The organism is Streptomyces sp. NPDC058086 (genome assembly GCF_042885015.1).
In the GTDB taxonomy this organism is placed as follows: domain Bacteria; phylum Actinomycetota; class Actinomycetes; order Streptomycetales; family Streptomycetaceae; genus Streptomyces.
Map to the genome: position 1 here is coordinate 40,798 of NZ_JBHVST010000045.1, position 19,204 is coordinate 60,001.

Consider the following 19,204-nt stretch of genomic DNA (forward strand, 5'->3'; position numbering starts at 1 on the left):
GGTCAGGGGCGACGGTAGATCGTGATCGAATGGCCGACGTCGTCGATGGGCGTGGCGCCGTCGAGCAGCGCAGCCAGACGGCCGTCGGCCTTCGCGACGGCGGTGTCCGACACGGCGAGCAGTCCGTGCACCTCGCTCGGGGGCACCTTGCGCGGATCGGCCGCCTCGATCCCGTAGTACGAGGGCACACCACTGCCCTTGTAGACCAGCCAGACCCGCTCGCCCGGATACCGCCCGGCCAGACGGTCGGCCAGGCGGCCCAGGTCCTGCCCCCAGTCGACGTTCGAGTCGTGCAGCCGCAGACGGGTTTGCGAGGGTCCGCCGAACGCCTCGTTGGAGTACGGCAGGTAGTACGGGAACGCGCGCAGCGAACTGATCGCGACGAAGCCGACCAGCGCCGCCGTGACGAGGTGGGCCCAGCGTCGGCGCAGGGCCACGACCCCGGCCGCCGCCACCGCCAGGAACACCGGGACGAAGAGGGCGTATCTGACGCCGAGGTCCCGGGACCCGGTCATGGCCACCGCCAGCAGGACGGCCGGGGGGAGCAGGACGTACGGGGCGGCGGGACGCAGCCGGGGTACGGCCGTCATCACGGCGAGGCCCATGAGCCAGAGCGCGATCATGCCGAGCGGTGTCTTCACCAGCAGCGCGGCCGGCAGGTAGTACCAGAGCGAGCCGTGGTAGACCCGTCCGAACAGGAAGCCGGTCCACACGTCGTTCTCGAAGCCGAACTGGATCCGCATCCCGTCGCGGTACGGCCGAGGCACCGGCAGCCAGTCGATGACGAGCCCGCGCAGACCGTGCACGGCAGGGAGGTTCGCGGGAGCCGCCCAGCGCAGCTGCGGGTCGACGACCAGGTAGGTCGCCCACACGACGGCGAGCGCCACCAGCACCGTACCGGCCGCCACCGCCATCCCCAGGCCGACGAGCCGCGGCTGCGCGCGCAGGCCCAGGCCGGGCGTGCGGTGTGCCTGCCAGTAGGAGAGGAACACCAGGAGCAGCAGCACCGGCACCGCCGGCAGGGTGCTCATCTTGGTGGCGAGCGCCGCGCCGAGGGCCGCCCCCGCGAGGGCGAGGTGGAGCAGGGGTCGCCGGCGCCGGGCCCGCCACGCCAGCCACACCGACGTCAGCAGGAATCCGGCCGCCGGTACGTCGAGTGTGGCGAGCGAGCCGTTGGTGATGACGTCGGGCGAGAAGGCGTACAGCGCGAGCGCCACCAACCCGCCCACGGCGCCGACGAGTTCACGGGCGAACGCGAGGACGACCAGACCGAACAGCAGCGTCAGCACGATCACCGGCAGCCGCGCCCACAGCATCACCCGCCAGGGATCGTTGCCCGACTCGTACAGCAACCGCCGTCCGAGCGCCGTCTGATCGCCCGTGAAATGCCCGTCCAGATGCGGATGGGCGAACAGCAGTCCGGTCGCGATGATGAGCTTGCCCAGCGGCGGATGCTCGGGGTTGAAGCGCAGGCTGTGTTCCCGCACATAGGTCTCCGCCGTGCCCACGTACACCGGCTCGTCGATCGTCGGCGTCTGCTGCGCGGCCGCCGTGACCATCGCGACCGCCATCTGGGCCAGCAGGGCGACCACCGCCAGCGCGAGCAGCCACCGCCGGTGCCGCCGGAGCCGATCGAACCGGCCCGGCGGTCTGGCGGTGCTCGTGGGCAGGCGGTCGCCCTGCCTGCTGGCCATGGATGTCGACATGCCCTTTGATACGTCCGCTCCGTGCGTACCCGCTCATCCGGAAACCACCCGGCTTCGCTGCGAGTATGCACGCTGACCTCTCCCGGCCCGGGGCAGCGTCCGTCAGCGCGTCCGGCGGACGTACTGCGCGGTGCCCGGCGTCGACACCTGCACATCGCGGCGCACGATGCTCAGCCGATTCCCGTAGCTCGCGAGGGCCTTGCGCAGACCGCTGTCGGAATACTCGATGTCGACCACCCGGTCGTCGAACGCCTTTGCGTACGTGCCGCACTCGTCGTACTGGCCGCACTCCTCGGCCACCGCGAAGTCGAGCTTGGTCCTCGACCTGAGCCCGGCCAGTTCCGCGGTGTTCTTCTGCCCGATGGCCAGCCCTCGGGCGTGCGCGTGGGCCGAGAGGAGGGTGATGAACGCGGTGGCGTCGTTCGCCGTCAGCAGATGGCCGGAGCGGGCGTAGCTGTCGTAGTTGTCCGGCTCGACGGCGTCGAATCCCTTGTCGGCGCATTCGTCGATCCAGCGGTTGACCCGCGCGGCCACCCGCTTGCGCCTGGCAGGCGTGCGGAGATCGAGGAGCGCCTCGTTCCAGTCGCGGTCCATGACGACCTTGCCGCGCGCGTCCCGCAGCAGGAGATCGGCCGGCCAGGCCTTCGACTCGTCAGGCTGGGCCTGGAAAGCATTGACGTAACAGATGTTGTACAGGCCGGGCGCGGGCGAGTCCGAAAGGTCGCGGCTGACGATACGGACGCCGGACGGCGGCGGATAGGCGCCGCCGATCTGGTAGTCGAAGCCCGCGTGGAGCGGGGGGAGTTGTACGGCCTCCGAGGTCGGCGGGGAGGCCTTACCCTGCTGGGGTGGCGTCCCCTCGTCCGACCCGGTCGTACAGCTCACCAGCGTCGCGAGCGCCACCAGGGCGGCGGCTGCCCCCAGGCCGGTGACGCGGGAAACACGTTGGGCGGGAATGTCGGCTCCATCGATCGCGGGTACGACCCCGCCTCGGACGCTCCCGCGGTCCTGGCGACTCTGGCCGGACTCGAACGGTGTCCGCTACCGGCTGGGCGTACCTCTGCGTGCCCGGCGCGGCGCCTCGGCACCTCAGGATCAAATCGTCTGGACGACGCCCGCGTCAAGGCGGCCCCCGCGACACCCGCCCGCGCCGCGGACCCGGCCCAGTCACATGACAGAAGCGCTGCTGTGACCTGCGGCGTGATGCTGACCGTCACCCTGTTGTCGTAGCCGCGGGACTCAAGGAGGAGGACACCTCATGCCCATCGGAATCATCGGTGCCGGAGCCATCGGCCAGGCCCTCGCCTATCGGTTCGTGGCGGCGGGCGAGCAGGTCGTCATCAGCAACAGCCGGGGCCCGCAGTCACTGCGGGACCTTGCCGCCTCCATCGGCCCGGCCCTGATGCCCGCCACCGTCGCGGAGTCGGCGAAGGAGGAGATCGTCGTCCTCGCCGTGCCGTGGCGACGGCTGAGCGAGGCGGTGGCCGCCGCTGATGTCCTCGACTGGCAGGAGCGGATCGTCATCGACACCACCAACCCGCTCGGACCACCCGACTTCAAGGTTGCCGACCTCGACGGCCGCACCTCCAGCGAGGTCGTCGCCGAACTCGTACCCGGAGCACGCTTGGTGAAGGTGTTCAACACACTGACACCGGCGGTGCTCGGCTCCGATCCGCGCACCTTCGTCGGACGGCGGGTGGTCTTCCTCTCGGGAAACCATCCAGGCGCCAACGAGCGCGTCACGCGGCTGGCGGACCGGGTGGGCTGGGCGGTCATCAATCTGGGCCCGCTGGCGTCCGGCGGACGGCTGCAACAGTTCCCGGGCGGCCCCTTGCCGACGCTCAATCTGCTCCTGGAGCCCTGACCCACGCCGTATTGTCAGGACATGACCGGAGACCGCATCGAACTGGCCGTACACGACCACGGTGGTGACGGCCCACCCCTGCTTCTGCTGCACGGAGCCAGGCGCACGCTGGCCGACTGGGCCGCCGTGGCCCCGCGTCTCGTCGCCCGCCACCGGGTGCTCGCCGTGGACCTGCGCGGACATGGTCTCTCACCGTCGGGGACCTGGAGTCTTCCCCGGGTACTGGACGACATCGAGGCGGTGCTCGAGCGGTACGACCTTCCCGGCGCGCTGCCCGTCGGGCACTCGCTCGGCGGGATGATCGCCGTACTGTACGCGTTGGAGCATCCGGGCATCACGCCCGGCGCGGTGAACCTGGACGGATACGGCTGGGGCCGCCCCGACCAGTACGTGGGCCTCGACCCGGCGTACGTCGAGGAGCGTCTCACCCAGGTGCGGGAGTCGGCGATCGCGACGGCCTCCGGCGGGCCGCTTCCGGTCGACGGCCTGAAGGAACTGCTCGCCGAGCAGCGCGCTCTCTCCGACCAACTGGGCATCCCTTACGAGCTGTTGGAGGCCGGTCTGCTGCGCAGCGTGCGGCCCGCACCCGACGGACCGCTGGAGGTGCACCCCGAACGCGCCCTCGTGCTGGAGATGCTGGCCGCCGTCGACGCACTCGACCTCTTCGACCTCTTCGACGCCTTCGCGCGGACGCGCCGGCCACTGCTGCTCGGACGGGCCGCCCGACCCGTACCGCCCGCCCCCGGCCTGACCTGGTTCGACGAACTGATGACGGCGTACGGGAAGGGGCTCGCCAGGGATCTCGCCGCACTGGCCGCGCGGCGGCCCACCGTGCGGGTCGTCGGGATCGACGGTACGCATGAGATGCTCCTGGAGAGCCCCGGCGCGGTCGCCCATGCCCTCCTCGCCTTCACCTCCGACGCGTTCCCCGGGGCCGACTCATGACGCCGCTCGGTGACGAGTGGATCGTCGGCCGGGACCATGAACTGGCCCTGCTGTCACGGATGGTGGACGACCTCACGACGGGGCGCACCGGGGCCCTGATGATGACGGGAGGGCCCGGCGCGGGCAAAAGCGCGCTCCTCGACGCCGCCGCCCGCATGGCCCGCCGGTCCGGGGTACGGGTGCTGCGGTGCCGAGGGAGCGAGGGCGAGTCGGGCCTCGCCTTCGCCGGGCTGCACCAGTTGCTGCGGCCCTTTCTCGACCTGGCCGAGGGGTTGCCCGCACGCCAGCGGGCCGCGCTGCTCGGCGTGTTCGGACTCGACGACGGCACGCGGACGGTCTCCGATCCCCTGCTGACCTCGCTCGGCGCGCTCACCCTGCTCTCCGACGCCGCGGAGCACGGCCCGCTCCTCCTGGTGATCGACGACACCCACTGGCTGGACCTGGGCACCCTCGACGTCCTGGCCTTCGTGGCCCGACGCCTCGAAGGCGAGCCGGTCGCCCTGCTCCTGGCGGCGCGCGACACCGCCGTACCCGCACAACTCGACCGTCAGATCAACCGGTTGACGATCGAGCCGCTCGATCCGGCCGCTGCCGGACGGCTCCTCGACCACCAGCCCCGGCCACCCGCGGGACGGGCCCGCTCCCGCGTCCTCGCACAGGCGGCGGGCGTGCCCCTCGCCCTCGTCGAACTCGCCCGGGCCGTGGCGCGCGACCCGGCGGCCGCCCACGAGGACGCGCTGCCCCTCACCGACCGGCTCGAAGCCATCTTCGCCGCCGACCTTCCCGAACTTCCCCGGGCCACCCGTGAGTTACTGCTTCTCGCGGCCGCCGCGGAGAGCGCCGAGCTGCCCGTCATCCTCTCGGCCGTGGGAGACGGGGCGACCCCGGACGACTGGCTGCCCGCCGAACGCGCCGGACTCGTCCGCATCGACGCCGACCGCGTCCGCTTCCGCCATCCGCTGATACGTTCCGCCGTCTATCGGGCCGCGACCTACACCGAACGCCACACAGCCCACCGGGCGCTCGCCGACGTCCTCGCCGGCGATCCGGACCTCCGTGCCTGGCACCACGCGGCCGCCGCCTCCGGCGTCGACGAGGAGGCCGCCCAGGAACTCGATGACAGCGCGGCCCGGGCACAGCGCCGCGGCGGCTACGCGGCCGCCGCGGCTGCCCTCGAACGCGCGGCCCGGCTCAGCCCCGACCCCACCGTTCGCGCCGGGCGCCTGGTACGGGCCGCGACCATGGCGATGTACGCCGGTCACCCGCGCTGGGTCGGCGAGCTCAGCGCCCAGGTCGCCACCCTCACCGACGAACCGGCCCTCCTCGCCGAGGCCTCGCTCCTGGCGGGCTGGGCGCTCGCCGTGACCACCCAGTTCGCGGGCTCGCTCGGCTTCCTGCTGCCAGTCGCCGAGGCCGCCGTCGACCAGGACCCCGTGCTGACCCTCGATGCCCTGGCGACGGCCACCACACCCGCGTACAACTCCGGGGCCCCGGAACACCGCGAGCACATCCTGCGGATCCTGGAGCGCGTGCCGCCCCAGGACGACGAGACGGGCCGGCTCTGGGCCCTGGCCGGCTGCGATCCGGTACGCAACCGGGCCCAGGCCCTCGATCTGCTCGCGGCCACCTGGACCGAGCCCCTGCCGAAACCTGGATCCGGCGTCGACGTCCCGCTGTCCCGCCTGGTCGTCTCCGGCGGGGCGGCCTGGGTCCTGGACGAGACGGCCGAGGCGATACGGCTGCTCGGCGCGGCCATGGACCATCTGCGCCGCTCCCCGACCTCCGGGGCCAACGCCACCGTGGCCCAGGCCCTCGCACTGGCCCTCTACGAGAGCGGGTCCTGGACCAAGGCCCGCGCGGCACTCGACGAGGCGTACGGCCTGGCCGCCGAAGGGGGACTGGAGAACGTGGTGGTGGGAGCGCCCGTGCTCCGCGCCACCCTGCTCGCCCTGCGCGGCGACACCGAAGAGGCCCGCGCCGCCGTACAGCGCGCCGTGCACGGCATCGACCTGCCCAACTGCCGCAGCCTGCAGGTGCGCACGCACTACGCGCTGGGCGCCGCCGCACTCGCGGAGGGCGACCACGCGGCGGCCTACGATCGCTTCCGCGCCGTCTACACCCGGCAGCCGGAGCCCGCGCCCCTGCACTTCCACGCCTCCGACTACTACCTGGCCGACCTCGTGGCAGCCGCCGTCCGCACGGGCCGGGCCGAGGACGCACGGCTCGTCCTCGACACGACCAGGCGGCGCCTCGCCGAGGGCACGACGTCCGCACGGCTCACCGCGATCGTGCACCGGGCCGACGCCCTGCTCGCCGAACCGGACGACGCCGAACGGCACTTCACGGCGGCCCTGGCCGATCCGGCGGGCGACCGGTGGCCCTTCGAACGGGCACAGGCCCGGCTCGACTACGCCGAGTGGCTGCGCCGCCGGCGCCGCGCGGTGGAGGCCCGCCCTCTGCTCGCCGCGGCGCTGGAGGTCTTCGAACGGCTCGGCACCCGCCCCTGGACGGACCGTACCCGTGCCGAACTGCGCGCCGCGGGCGTCACCCCGGCGAGCGCGCCGACCGGCTCCCCGGACGGCCTCGCCGAACTCACCCCGCAGCAGCTGCAGATCGCCCGCCTCGCCGCCGCGGGCCTGACCAACCGGGAGATCGGCGAACGGATCTTCCTCTCGCCCCGCACGGTCGGCTTCCACCTCTACCGGATCTTCCCCAAGCTCGGCATCACCTCCCGAGCCCAGCTCCGCGACGCGCTGCCCGAGCCGCGGGAATGACATCAGTGCGGTGCCGCCGGGGCGAACTCCGTGCCGCACGGGCCCGCACCCTCGCTCTCGGCCAGGGCGACGGGATCACCGCCCATCGTCAGCGTGGGGTAATGGCGGCCTATGTGATGGGTGGAGCGGCCGACGTAATGGCCGATGAAGGAGCGGCGGAAGCGGTCGGCGCTGCGGTTGGGCCCGGAGCCGTGCACCAGACTGCCGTTGAAGAACAGCACGTCGCCCGGTGCCATGTCGACGGGCACGGCGGCCAGACCGGGCGGCGGCGGGACGCACTCCCGTACGAAGGACAGTTCCGCGTCCGCCTCCTGAGGGCAGAACAGGTCCATACGGTGCGTGCCCGGCACCACTTCCAGGCCGCCGTTCTCCCGGTCGATCGCGTCGCAGGCGATCCAGGCGGCCACGCAGGTGCCCGGCTCGACCCGCAGATAGAAGTTGTCCTGGTGCAGTGCCTGCCCTCGGGCCCCGGGCGGCTTGAAGTAGAACATGCTCTGTGCCGCCAGGACCTCCTCGCCGAGCAGGGTCTCCAGGATTCGCCGCAACCGGGGATCGAGGAGGCGGCGCAGGGACAGCTCGTTGATGCGGTGCGGGTGCATGACCCGGGGATGGGCGTCCAACGGATCCGCCGGAGCGCCGGCGGCGGTGGCCCGGGGTTCGAAGTGCCCCGCGACCGGCCCGGCGGCGTGCAGGGCCGTGAACTCCGCGCACAGCTCGTCGATCTCGGCGCCGGTGAACAGGCCGCGCGCCACCACGAATCCGTTCTCCTCGAAGTCCGACCACCGCGGCCCGCTCATGTCCATGACTGTCATCCGACCGTCCCTTCTCACCGGAGTCCCAGGTGCTTCACGCTAGGTCGATGAGCCTTCCAGGAGGATGCCCGTGCGTGCTGAGGAGTTGCCCGAGCCTGCTGCCCCGTCCCCGCCGCCGGGCCTGGTGACCGTCGGGCGCTTCGAGCAGGGACCGGGATATTGCATCAACCGGCCGCGGGGCAGCGACAGTTGGCTGTTCACCTGGACCACGGGCGGACGGGGAGAGTTCAGGCAAGGAGCGGCCCGGACGGCGACCGGCGCCGGAGACCTGGTGGTCCTGGGGCCCGGCGTGCCGCAGCGCTACGCCGTCGAACAGGGGGCCGGGCACTGGGCGTTCTGGTGGGCGCACTGCCAGGCCCGCCCGTCCTGGACCGGATGGCTGCGGCCCTACGCCCTCGACGACGGTTTGTACGCCGTCGGACCCGCGCCCGCCGGGGAACGTATCGAAGCGGCGTTCCGCCGGATGCTCACCGACGCCCGCTGGACGGGAGAGGGCCCGCCGCCCGGGGGCGCGGAGCCCGCCCCGGGCGAGGTCGCGGTCGCGCACGGCACCGCCGCCCGGGAACTGGCCCTGTGCTCCCTGGAGGAGATCGTGCTGCTCGCCACCGCCCGGGCGGAGCGCCACCACCCCGATCTCGACGCCCGCGTCCGCCACGCGGAGGCGGTGATCGCCGCGGACCCGGGCGCGCCCCACACCGTCCGCTCGCTGGCCGGGGCGGTCGCGCTCTCACCGTCCCGGTTCGCCCATCTCTTCACCGAGCAACTCGGCCGCTCCCCGATGCGCGCCCTGCGCGAGGCCCGGCTGCTGCACGCGGCCCGGCTGCTGGAGGCCACCGAGCTCCCGGTGGAACGGGTGGCAGCGGCCTCCGGATTCACCAGCGGGTTCCACTTCAGCCGAGTCTTCCGGCAGCGCTACGGGACTCCACCGGGCGCCTACCGGAAGAGCACCGCTAGGAGTGCGGGGGATGCGGGTGATGTGGGGGATCCGGAGGACGCGGGGGATGCGGCGGGATCGTCGTGACGGCGGGCGTGGCCTCGGGCCAGATCAGCAGCACCGGGCACGGCGCGTGGTCGACGACGAACCGCCCGGCCCGGCCCAGGCTGTGCGGTCCGAGCCGGGCCCGGTCGCCGTCCCGGGCCACCACGAGCAGATCGGCGCCCTCGGCGGCGGCGACCACCTCACGCTCCGTGCGCCCGGTGCGTTCCTGACGGGTGCAGGGGCGGCCGAGGCGCTCGGCAGCCCTGTCGAGCAGCCGCGCCGCCGACAGGGCGCCGAGGTCCTCCAGCCGGTTCCCGGGATCGCGTTCGACGTGCCCACGGCCGAGCAACCCGGCGAAGGCGCCGTGCGCCAGTCCGGGCACCCCAGGTTCACTGACGTGCAGCAGCACGACCTCGGTCGCCTGCGGGGCGTGCGTGCGTACGGCGTCCACGCAGGCCGGCCAGGTCCCCTCGACGAGCCACACGACGACCCGCATGAGCATCAGCCTCCGGCCCTCACTTGAGCGACGGCTCAGCCCCCGATGACCTGGAGCGAGAACCACAGTGCCAGTACGGCGGGAACCAGCGCCGCCGGCACGGCGATCAGACCCAGCCGGGTGAACTCCCGCAGATCGACGCCGTGGTCGTGCTCCTGCACGATACGCCGCCACAACAGGGTCGCCAGGGATCCCGCGTAGGTGAGGTTGGGGCCGATGTTGACCCCCAGCAGGACCGCCAGCACCGCGCCGGAGCCGGACGTGGCGGCCAGCGGCAGCAGCACCAGGACCGCGGGCAGGTTGTTGATGAGATTGGCGAGTACGGCGGCGAGCGCCGCGATACCGAGCAGCGCGGGCAGTCCGCTGCCGTCCGGGAGGAGATGCCCGAGAGCGTCGGAGAGTCCGTTGTCGACCACCGCCCGGACGACGATGCCCAGCGCGAGCACGAACACGAGGAAGGCCGGAGCGGCCGCCCTCACCACGGTGAGCGGGGTGGCGCGCCCGCGCAGCAGGGCCCGGGCGGCGAGCACCAGTGCCCCCGCCGCGGCGGACCAGGCGGGGTCCACGCCCAGCGCTGAGGCGAGGACGAACCCCGCCAGCGTGCAGCCCACGGTGACCAGCGCGAACAGGGGCAGCTCCGGCGGCTCCCCGGTCGTCGGCTCGGGCACGGCCGCGGCCAGGTCGCCGGCGAAGAAGCGCCGGAAGACCACGTACTCGGCCCCGATGGCCACCAGCCAAGGCAGCACCATCAGCGCCGCGAACCGGGTGAAGCTGAGGCCGCTCGCGGTGAAGGCGAGCAGATTGGTGAGGTTGGAGACCGGCAGCAGCAGCGAGGCCGTGTTCGACAGATGGGTGCAGGCGTACACGTGCGGCTTCGGACGGGCGCCCATCCGGGCGGCGGTGACGAACACGACCGGGGTGAGCAGCACGATGGTGGCGTCCAGGCTGAGCACCGCGGTGATCGCCGAGGCGAGCGCGAAGACCGCGGTCAGCAGGCGCCCCGGCCGCCCCGCCGCCCAGCGGGCCATCCACGCGCCGCAGGCGTGGAAGAGCCCCTCGTCGTCGCAGAACTTGGCGAGTACCAGCACCGCCGCCAGGAAGCCGATCACCGGCCCGAGGTGACCCGCCTCCGCGCCTGCGTGGTCCCAGGAGATCGCGCCGGTGGCGATCACCAGCAGGGCGGCCGGGGCCGCGACGACCGCCTCGGGCCAGCCGAACGGGCGGACCACCGCGCAGACGAGGACGGAGACGAGCAGGACGACGGACAGTGATTCGGCGAGCGGGGTGTTCAGGGTTCGGTCCTCCGGGACACAAGTCGTGGTGCCCGGCCATCACATCAGACGCCGCCCACCGCCCCGCTCACCGACCCTTCGGGCCTGCGCCGATGTCGTCAGAACTCCCCGAGGAGCGTCAGCTCCGCCCAGATCGTCTTGCCGTCGGCCGTGTGGCGGCTGCCCCAGCGCTGGGTGAGCTGCGCGACCAGCAGCAGCCCGCGCCCGCCCTCGTCGTAGGCCTTGGCCCGGCGCAGATGTGGGGCGGTGTGGCTGCTGTCGGAGACCTCGAAGATCAGGGTCTCGCAGTCGTGGATGAGCCGCAGCCGGATGGGCGGCTCGCCGTACCGGATCGCGTTGGTGACCAGTTCGCTCACCACGAGCTCGGCCGTGAACGTCGCCGCGCTCAGCCCCCAGACGTCGAGCTGGTCGACGACCTGCTTGCGGATCGGCGCGACCAGGGCGGGGTCGGCGGGAATGTCCCAGGTCGCCACCTGGGAGGGCGCGAGCCCGCGGGTCCGGGCGAGCAGCAGCGCCACGTCGTCCTGGGCCCCGCCCACCGGAAGCAGGGTCCGCAGAATGGCGTGGCAGGCACCTTCCAGGGAGTCCGCGGACTCCGCCAGGGTGTGGCACATCAGCTCGTGGTTGGCCTCGACGTCCCGCTCGCGGTTCTCGATCAGGCCGTCGGTGAACAGCGCGAGCACCGTGCCCTCGGGCAGGGCGAGCTCGACGGACTCGAAGGGCAGTCCGCCCAGGCCCAGCGCCGGACCGGCCGGCAGGTCGATCTGCCGGGGTGGGCCGCCGGGCGGGAGCATGACGGGCGGACGATGGCCGGCCCGGGCGAGGACGCAGCGCCGTGAGACCGGGTCGTACACCGCGTACAGGCAGGTCGCGCCGACCTCGCCGGTGGTGCCCTCGGCGCCGGCCTCCGTGGAGAGCCGTACGACGAGGTCGTCGAGGTGGGTGAGCAGTTCGTCGGGGGCGAGGTCGATGTCGGCGAGGGTACGGACGGCGGTGCGCAGCCGGCCCATGGTGGCGGAGGCCGCGATGCCGTGGCCGACGACGTCTCCGACGACCATGGCGACCCGCATCCCGGACAGCGGGATCACGTCGAACCAGTCGCCGCCCACCCCGGCCCGTGCGGCGGGCAGATAGCGGGAGGCCGCCTCCACGGCGGCCGTCCGGGGCAGTGACTGGGGGAGCAGGCTGCGCTGGAGGGCGAGGGCGGTCTCCCGTTCCCGGGAGAAGCGCCGGGCGTTGTCGATGCAGACGCCGGCCCTCGCCGTCACCTCCTCGGCCAGCAGTATGTCGTCGGGGGTGAAGGGACCGAGGTGCTGGAACCGGGTGAGGACGGCCACCCCGAGGGTCTGGCCGCGGGCCTTGATCGGCACCGACATGCTGGTGTGGGGGCCGAGCTCGGCGATGCGCGCGCGCCGCTCGTCGTCCCAGGAGAGCCACTCCGCCAGCGTGGCGGTGTCGTCGGGCGCCACGATCGTCCGGCCGGCCGTGAGGGAGTCCGCCTGCGGCGAGTGCGCGGGGTAGACATCGACCTGGCCGGGCTTGACGACCGCCTCCGGGCAGCCCGGGTTCACGGACTGGTGGGCGGCGCGCCGCAGCGTGATAGGCGCGGTCGGCGGCTCCGGGTGGGGCTCGCCCCCGTGCTCCGGCGGATCCAGCAGATCGACCCTGACGAAGTCGGCGAGGGCGGGTACACAGACGTCGGCGAGTTCCTGGGCCGTTCGGGTGACGTCGAGGGTGGTGCCGATGCGCACGCTGGCCTCGTTGACGAGTTGCAGTCGCTCCCGGGCGTTGTACTGCTCGGTGAAGTCGTGCGCGGCCAGGCACACCCCCCGCACCCGGCCGTCGGTGTCGGTCAGCGGGGCGATACGGGCCATCCAGGCGTGCGCGTGGTATTCGCCGCCCGTCTGCATGAACGTCTCCACGTCACGACCGGTTCCGGAGACGAGAACCTCGTGCAGCTGTCTCTCGAGGGCTTCGCTCTCCTCCTTGCCGCCGATCTCGGAGATCCTCAGGCCCTGGATGCGGGATTCGGGGAGGCCGATCACATCGGCCATCGCGTCGTTCACCCCGAAGAGCCGCAGTCGGTCGTCGTAGACCGCCATCGGGCACGGGGACTGTGCCAGCACGGCCGTCGTCAGGGGGTCGTCCGGCGAGCGCGGGCCGCGGGCATACAGCGGGGTGACCACCAGCCAGGTGCCCGCGCCGCCGTCCCGCGGCTTCCTGCGATGGGCGAGCAGCCACACGGAGACGGTGTGTCCGTCGCGGTGGCGCAGGGCGAGGGTGCCGTTCCAGCGGCTACCGGTGGGTTCGGCCGGTACGGGCGTGCCCGTGGCCAGCAGATCGGCGGCGGGCCGCCCCTCGACCTCCTCCGGGGCATGACCCAGTAGCCGGCGGGCCCCTTCGCTCCATCGGAGCAGGGTGCCGTTCCCGTCGATGACCGCCCGTGCCGTGGCAGCCTCGTCGAGCGGGTGGACCGGGCTCATCGTCGCCACTCCATTGCGGACACTCACAGTGAACAGGCGCGTCACTCAGGTTCCAGCCTAGTGCGTACGCGCGTTCCGCACCCGGCACACGGGCGGCCCCAGGGGTACATCCGTACGACGGATTCCGGCCGATGTGGTGCGCGGGGCGGAAGTGAGTGCCGCACCCTTGACGGGCCCGTGTGTCACCCCGTCAGAATCTGTTTGTTCACGATCAGTTGTGATGACTTATGAGCCCTTGGTTAGGGAGAGCCGCCATGACGGTCACTCGAAGATCGGTATTGATCGCAGGAACCGCCGTACCCGCGGCCGGATCGCTCCTGGGCGCCGCCGACGCCTGGGCGGACTCGCCGGGGCGCGCCGCGGGCCGCCGCTTGGTCGAGCTGCGCGACGGCTGGCGCTTCGCGCTGGTCGACCCGGGTGGGATCACCGACCCCACCGGCGCGTACGAGGGCGCCGAGCAGCCCGGCTACGACGACTCGGCGTGGCGGGAAGTCTCCGTTCCGCACGACTGGAGCATCGAACAGACCCCCACCACGGAGCACGGCACCACCAGTGGCACCGGCTTCTTCCCGGGCGGTCTCGGCTGGTACCGCACCACCTTCACGCTGCCGCCCGCCCTCGCCGGCCGGCGGATCTCCGTGGAGTTCGACGGCGTCTACATGGACTCGCACGTCTACTGCAACGGCGAGGAGGTCGGCCGTCACCCCTACGGCTACACGGGGTTCGCCTTCGACCTCACCGGTCTGCTGCACACGGACGGCACCACCGAGAACGTCATCGCGGTGCAGGTGCAAAACCAACTGCCCAGCAGCCGCTGGTACTCGGGCAGCGGCATCTACCGCGAGGCCCGGCTCGTGGTCACCGAACCGGTGCACGTCCAGCGCTGGGGCACGTATGTCACCACGCCGGACATCACGGCGGAGCGGGCGGTCGTACAGGTGCGGACGACCGTCGTCAACGAGTCCGGTGCCGCCGCCGAGGTCCAGGTGATCTCGCGGATCGTCGCCCCCGACGGCCGTACGGCGGCCCGTACGTCCACCACGGTCCCGGTCACCGGCCGCGCGGACGAGACCCATGAACTCACCGTCGCCAAGCCCCGGTTGTGGGACTTCTCGACCCCGGACCACCGCTACACCCTGGAGACCGAACTGCGGGTCGGCGGCGCGAGGGTCGACGCCTGCCGCACTTCCTTCGGCATCCGCACGTTCCGCTTCGACCCGGACGAGGGCTTCCACCTCAACGGTGTCCACGCGAAGATCAAGGGCGTCGACCTGCACCACGACCAGGGTGCGCTGGGCGCCGCGATCAGCGTCGACGCCGTACGCCGGCAGATGACCATCATGAAGTCGATGGGCGTCAACGCCTTCCGCACCTCGCACAACCCGCCCTCGCCGCAGATGATCCAGGTCTGCGAGGAGCTGGGCATCGTGATGATGGTGGAGGCCTTCGACTGCTGGCGGACCGGCAAGACGAGGTACGACTACGGCCGGTTCTTCGACGAGTGGTGCGAGAAGGACGCCACCGAGATGGTCCTCGCGGCCCGCAACTCGCCCGCCGTGGTCCTGTGGTCCATCGGCAACGAGATCCCCGACTCCACCTCCACCCCGGGCCTCGCGATGGCGGACCGGATCATCGCCGCGATCAAAGCGGCGGACGACACCAGGCCGCTGGTCATCGGCTCGGACAAATACCGTCGCGTGCCCACGAAGGGCTCCGCGGCCGACCTCATGCTCGCCAAGCTGGACGGGCTCGGCCTCAACTACAACACCGCCACGTCGGTGGACGCCCTGCACGCCGCCTATCCGCACCTCTTCCTCTTCGAGTCGGAGTCGTCGTCCGAGACCTCGACCCGCTCCACCTATCAGGAGCCGGAGCACCTCAACACCGGCGAGAACCACACCCCGGGCCGGCGCGCGGTCTCCTCGTACGACAACAACCTCGCGTCCTGGACGATGAGCGGCGAGTACGGGCACAAGAAGGACCGGGACCGCAAGTGGTTCGCGGGGGAGTTCCTGTGGTCGGGCATCGACTACATCGGGGAGCCGACGCCGTACGACGTGTTCCCGGTGAAGGCGTCCTTCTTCGGCGCGGTCGACACGGCGGGTTTCCCCAAGGACATGTACCACCTGTTCAGGAGCCAGTGGGTGAGCGAGCCCATGGTCCATCTGGTGCCCATGACCTGGAACCACGAGGCGGGCGACACGATCGAGGTCTGGGCGTACGCGAACGTCGACACCGTGGAGCTCTTCCTCAACGGGAAGTCCCTCGGCACACGGAAGTTCGACGCCAAGACGACCACCGACGGCCGCACCTATCTGGAGACGACCGAGGCGACCGGCGACGACAAGACCTTCACCTCGGGCCCCTACCCGGGCAGTTACACCAGCCCGAACGGCAGCGCGGGCAAGCTCCACCTCACCTGGAAAGTGCCCTACGAGCCGGGTGAGTTGAAGGCGGTGGCCCGCCGCGACGGCCGTACCGTCGCCACGGACGTCCTGCGCACCGCCGGGACGCCGCACGCGATACGGCTCACGCCCGACCGCAAGTCGCTCGCCGCCGACGGCCGTTCCCTGGTCTTCGTGACGGCCGAGGTCGTCGATGTCCGTGGTGTGGTCGTACCCGACGCGGAGCACCTGATCGCCTTCGACATCGACGGCGGCTCGCTCGCCGGGCTCGACAACGGCCGGGAGGAGAGTGCCGAGCGCTATCAGGCGAGCACCCGAACGGCCTTCCACGGCAAGGCACTCGCGATCGTACGATCCGGGACGCGGCCGGGCTCGCTGAAGGTGACGGCCCGCTCCGAGGGAGTGCGGGGTGCCACCCTCACCGTACGCACCACCTCGGCACGCTCGAAGGCGACCACCCCGCCCGCCGCCTACCGGCCGGACCCGGGTCCCGGCGCCCCGAACGACCCACTCGTGGACGCCAGTTACTCCGGCCGCCCGGACTCCTTGCCCGCCGCCATGCTCGACGGCGACCCGGCGACGGGGTGGTCCAACGCCTTCTACAAGTCGGCGACGGCCCTGCTGCCCGCCTTCAGCGGGGCCCGCCCCGAGGACTGGGTCTCGGTCGCCTGGGCCCGTGCCCGCGCGGTCGACCGCGTCGAGGTCTCCTTCACCGTCGACGCGACGCACGCACTGCCCGCGTCCGTCGAGGTCGCGGTGTGGGACGGCAAGGGGTACGTGCCGGTGAAGGGAACGGCCGTCGACTGGGCCACCGCGTCCGACGCGCCGACCGTGATCACCTTCGACGGGGTACGCGGCTCACGGCTGCGGCTCCTCATGGCGAGCGGGCACCCGGGCGCCGCCGAGGGCGGGCTGCGGATCAGCCGTCTGGAGGTCCCGGTGGTCTGACGAGTCCCGGTGCTCGTGCTCGGTCAGCGTGTGGAGTTCGGCCGGGCCGAGCGGGCGGTGCACCTCGACGTACTCGCCGTGCGGCAGGCGTTTGACGACGCCGGTCGCACGGCCGTGCGCCACCAGTTCCCGGTCCCGCAGCTGCAGCCCCAGGCAGATGCGGCGGGTGACCACGAAGGCGACGGCCGGGACGACGAACACGGAGATCCGCACCGCCCAGGTGACGGTGTTGATCGACAGATGGAAGCGTGTCGCCACGATGTCGTTGCCGCCGCCCGCGAGCAGGATCAGATAGAGGCTGATCCACGCCGCTCCGATCGACGTACGCACCGGCCGGTTGCGTGGGCGGTCGAGAAGATGATGTTCACGCCGGTCTCCCGTGACCCATGACTCGACGAACGGGTACACGCCGATGGCGACCAGTAGCAGCGGGAAGACGACGATGGGGATCAGTACGCCGAGCACGAGCGTGTGGCCGGCCAGGGTGATCTCCCAGCCCGGCATGACGCGCACCAGGCCCTCGGCGAAGCCCAGGTACCAGTCCGGCTGGGCGCCCGTCGACACCTGGTCGGCGCGGTAAGGGCCGTACGACCAGACCGGGTTGATGGTCGCGACGGCCGAGATCAGCGCGAGGACACCGAACACCAGGAAGAAGAAGCCGCCCGCCTTCGCCAGGTAGACCGGCAGGAACGGGGTGCCCACGACGTTGCGTTCGCTCTTCCCGGGGCCCGCGAACTGGGTGTGCTTGTGGTACACGACGAGGATCAGATGCACGACGACGAGCGCAGCCATGATCCCCGGAATCAGCAGGACGTGCAGCGAGTAGAAGCGGGCCACGATGTCGTGACCGGGGAACTCCCCGCCGAACAGGAAGAACGACAGATAAGTGCCGACCACCGGCACCGACAGGACCGCCCCGTCCACGAACCTGAGCCCCGTGCCGGACAGCAGGTCGTCCGGCAGCGAGTAGCCGAAGAGGCCCTCGAACAGACCGAGGAGCAGCAGCGCCCAGCCGAACACCCAGTTCACCTCGCGGGGCCTGCGGAACGAGCCCGTGAAGAAGTGCCGCATCATGTGCGTCAGCATCGCGGCGAGGAAGACCAGCGCGGCCCAGTGGTGGAGCTGGCGGACCAGCAGTCCGCCGCGCACGTCGAAGCTGAGGTGGAGCGTCGAGGCGTACGCCTCCGACATCCGGATGCCGTTCAGGGGGACGTAACCGCCGTGGTACGTCACCTCGTTCATGGAGGGGTGGAAGAACAGGGTCAGGTACACGCCGGTGAGGATCAGCACGACGAAGCTGTAGAGGCAGATCTCGCCGAGGAGGAAGGACCAGTGGTCCGGGAAGACTTTGCGCAGATAGCGCCTGCCGAGGGCGTACACACCGAGCCGGCCGTCGAACCAGTCGGCGACGCGTTCGCCGGAGGACGCCTTCGCGGGCCGGTGGTCCGTGGCGGTCATGCGTGCTCCCCCTCCTCGGCCCTGGTCTCGTCGCCACCGGTCTCCTGGTTCTCTTCGTCGCGCCGCACATGCGCGAGCTTCTCGGGATTGGTGACGATGTAGACGCCTGACACCTGCTCGCCGTCCGCGGTGAGGTCCATGACCATGACCGCGTACGGCGACTCGCCCGCGAAGAGCACGGCGGAGTCGTCGCCGTTGACGCGCCGGTAGCGGAGGTCGAAGCCGGTGCCGCGCCGGGTGGCGTAACCGGCGAACAGCCGTGCCGCCTTGTCCCGGCCGTGCACCGGACGCAGCCCGCCCGAGGCCTTGCCGCCGCCGTCCGTCCACACCGTGACGTCCGGTGCCAGGATCTCCATCAGCGCCGCGATGTCCCCGCCGAGCGCGGCCTCGACGAAGCGCTCGGTCGCCTGTCGACGGACGCGCGGATGGGCCTGGTAGCGCGGCCGCCGGGCGTGCACGTGCTCCCGGGCGCGGTGCGCGAGCTGGCGTACCGCCGCGGGGCTGCGGTCGATGACCTCCGCGATCTCGGTGTGCGCGTAGCCGAACACCTCGTTGAGGACGAAGACCGCGCGCTCCAGTGGGGTGAGGGACTCCAGGACCACGAGCATCGCCAGCGACACCGACTCCGAGCGCAGGGCCCGGTCGTCGGCCGAGTCCTCGGGGGCGGGCTCGTCGAGCAGCGGTTCCGGCAGCCAGGGGCCCACATACGTCTCGCGGCGGCGGGTGATCGCGGCGCGCCGCGCGAGTGCGTGGTTCACGGCGATGCGTACGAGATAGGCGCGCGGGTTGGTGATGCCCTCCAGCGGGGTGCGTTGGGCGCGGCCCGTCCAGGACAGCCAGGTCTCCTGGAGCACGTCGTCGGTGTCGGCGACGCTGCCGAGGATGTTGTAGACGATCGCGAAGAGCAGCTCGCGGTGGTCGACGAACACCTGCGTCGCTCCGTCGGCCGTCCCGGTCGCGGGGCTTTCGGACATGCCTTGCCTCCCTTGGTGTGCTCACTACTGCGAGGGGAGAAGCGGGCCCGAATGTGACGTCCGGAGGG

General features: G+C 71.8%; 13 protein-coding genes. 5 read left to right on the plus strand and 8 right to left on the minus strand.

What is annotated here, in order from left to right; genetic code table 11:
* Positions 1-2: 2 nt before the first annotated feature.
* Positions 3-1,694 (minus strand): phospholipid carrier-dependent glycosyltransferase, encoded by a 1,692-nt coding sequence (locus ACFVWD_RS30245; RefSeq protein WP_389600641.1) that lies wholly within the window; start codon positions 1,692-1,694, stop codon positions 3-5.
* A gap of 114 nt (positions 1,695-1,808) precedes the next feature.
* A complete protein-coding gene (locus ACFVWD_RS30250) occupies positions 1,809-2,663 on the minus strand; it encodes an endo alpha-1,4 polygalactosaminidase (protein ID WP_389600701.1) in 855 nt (284 codons plus the stop codon).
* Between the two features lie 301 nt (positions 2,664-2,964).
* Between ACFVWD_RS30250 and ACFVWD_RS30255 the strand changes: the two genes are divergently transcribed.
* From ACFVWD_RS30255 to ACFVWD_RS30265, 3 genes are read left to right on the plus strand one after another with little or no spacing between them, the layout of a single operon-like run.
* Positions 2,965-3,570, plus strand: a complete 606-nt coding sequence (locus ACFVWD_RS30255; protein WP_389600643.1) for an NADPH-dependent F420 reductase — start codon at positions 2,965-2,967, stop codon at positions 3,568-3,570.
* A 21-nt stretch (positions 3,571-3,591) separates the two neighbouring features.
* Positions 3,592-4,515 carry an alpha/beta fold hydrolase gene (locus ACFVWD_RS30260; RefSeq protein ID WP_389600644.1) on the plus strand — a complete coding sequence of 308 codons (924 nt, stop codon included), beginning with the start codon at positions 3,592-3,594 and terminating at the stop codon, positions 4,513-4,515.
* Positions 4,512-7,289: an AAA family ATPase gene (locus tag ACFVWD_RS30265; protein ID WP_389600646.1), complete on the plus strand. Its 2,778-nt coding sequence runs from the start codon at positions 4,512-4,514 to the stop codon at positions 7,287-7,289. The genes ACFVWD_RS30260 and ACFVWD_RS30265 overlap by 4 nt, the downstream gene beginning before the upstream one ends.
* A 2-nt stretch (positions 7,290-7,291) precedes the next feature.
* Here ACFVWD_RS30265 and ACFVWD_RS30270 read toward each other — a convergent pair whose 3' ends face one another.
* The gene (locus ACFVWD_RS30270; RefSeq protein ID WP_389600647.1) at positions 7,292-8,086 is read right to left on the minus strand and encodes a phytanoyl-CoA dioxygenase family protein; all 795 of its coding nucleotides are present in this window, start codon (positions 8,084-8,086) and stop codon (positions 7,292-7,294) included.
* A gap of 79 nt (positions 8,087-8,165) precedes the next feature.
* On the opposite strand from ACFVWD_RS30270, the gene ACFVWD_RS30275 reads away from it, so the two are divergent.
* Complete coding sequence (locus ACFVWD_RS30275; RefSeq protein ID WP_389600649.1) at positions 8,166-9,122, plus strand: helix-turn-helix domain-containing protein; 957 nt, start codon at positions 8,166-8,168, stop codon at positions 9,120-9,122.
* Here the strand turns inward: ACFVWD_RS30275 and ACFVWD_RS30280 are convergent.
* From ACFVWD_RS30280 to ACFVWD_RS30290, 3 genes are all read right to left on the minus strand, one after another.
* Positions 9,052-9,576 carry a universal stress protein gene (locus ACFVWD_RS30280; RefSeq protein WP_389600651.1) on the minus strand — a complete coding sequence of 175 codons (525 nt, stop codon included), beginning with the start codon at positions 9,574-9,576 and terminating at the stop codon, positions 9,052-9,054. The genes ACFVWD_RS30275 and ACFVWD_RS30280 overlap by 71 nt on opposite strands.
* Positions 9,577-9,611: 35 nt before the next feature.
* Positions 9,612-10,868, minus strand: a complete 1,257-nt coding sequence (locus ACFVWD_RS30285; RefSeq protein WP_389600702.1) for an arsenic transporter — start codon at positions 10,866-10,868, stop codon at positions 9,612-9,614.
* Positions 10,869-10,966: 98 nt separating this feature from the next.
* Complete coding sequence (locus ACFVWD_RS30290) at positions 10,967-13,351, minus strand: SpoIIE family protein phosphatase (RefSeq protein WP_389600653.1); 2,385 nt, start codon at positions 13,349-13,351, stop codon at positions 10,967-10,969.
* 254 nt (positions 13,352-13,605) lie between these two features.
* Here ACFVWD_RS30290 and ACFVWD_RS30295 point away from each other — a divergent pair, with 254 nt between their 5' ends.
* Complete coding sequence (locus ACFVWD_RS30295; RefSeq protein ID WP_389600655.1) at positions 13,606-16,704, plus strand: glycoside hydrolase family 2 TIM barrel-domain containing protein; 3,099 nt, start codon at positions 13,606-13,608, stop codon at positions 16,702-16,704.
* On the opposite strand, the gene ACFVWD_RS30300 is transcribed toward ACFVWD_RS30295, so the two are convergent.
* Positions 16,615-18,162 (minus strand): cytochrome bc complex cytochrome b subunit, encoded by a 1,548-nt coding sequence (locus tag ACFVWD_RS30300; RefSeq protein ID WP_389600657.1) that lies wholly within the window; start codon positions 18,160-18,162, stop codon positions 16,615-16,617. The genes ACFVWD_RS30295 and ACFVWD_RS30300 overlap by 90 nt on opposite strands.
* Positions 18,159-19,136, minus strand: coding sequence for an RNA polymerase sigma factor SigJ (gene sigJ, locus ACFVWD_RS30305; RefSeq protein ID WP_389600659.1), 978 nt, complete (start codon positions 19,134-19,136; stop codon positions 18,159-18,161). The genes ACFVWD_RS30300 and sigJ overlap by 4 nt, the downstream gene beginning before the upstream one ends.
* Between the last annotated feature and the right edge of the window lie 68 nt (positions 19,137-19,204).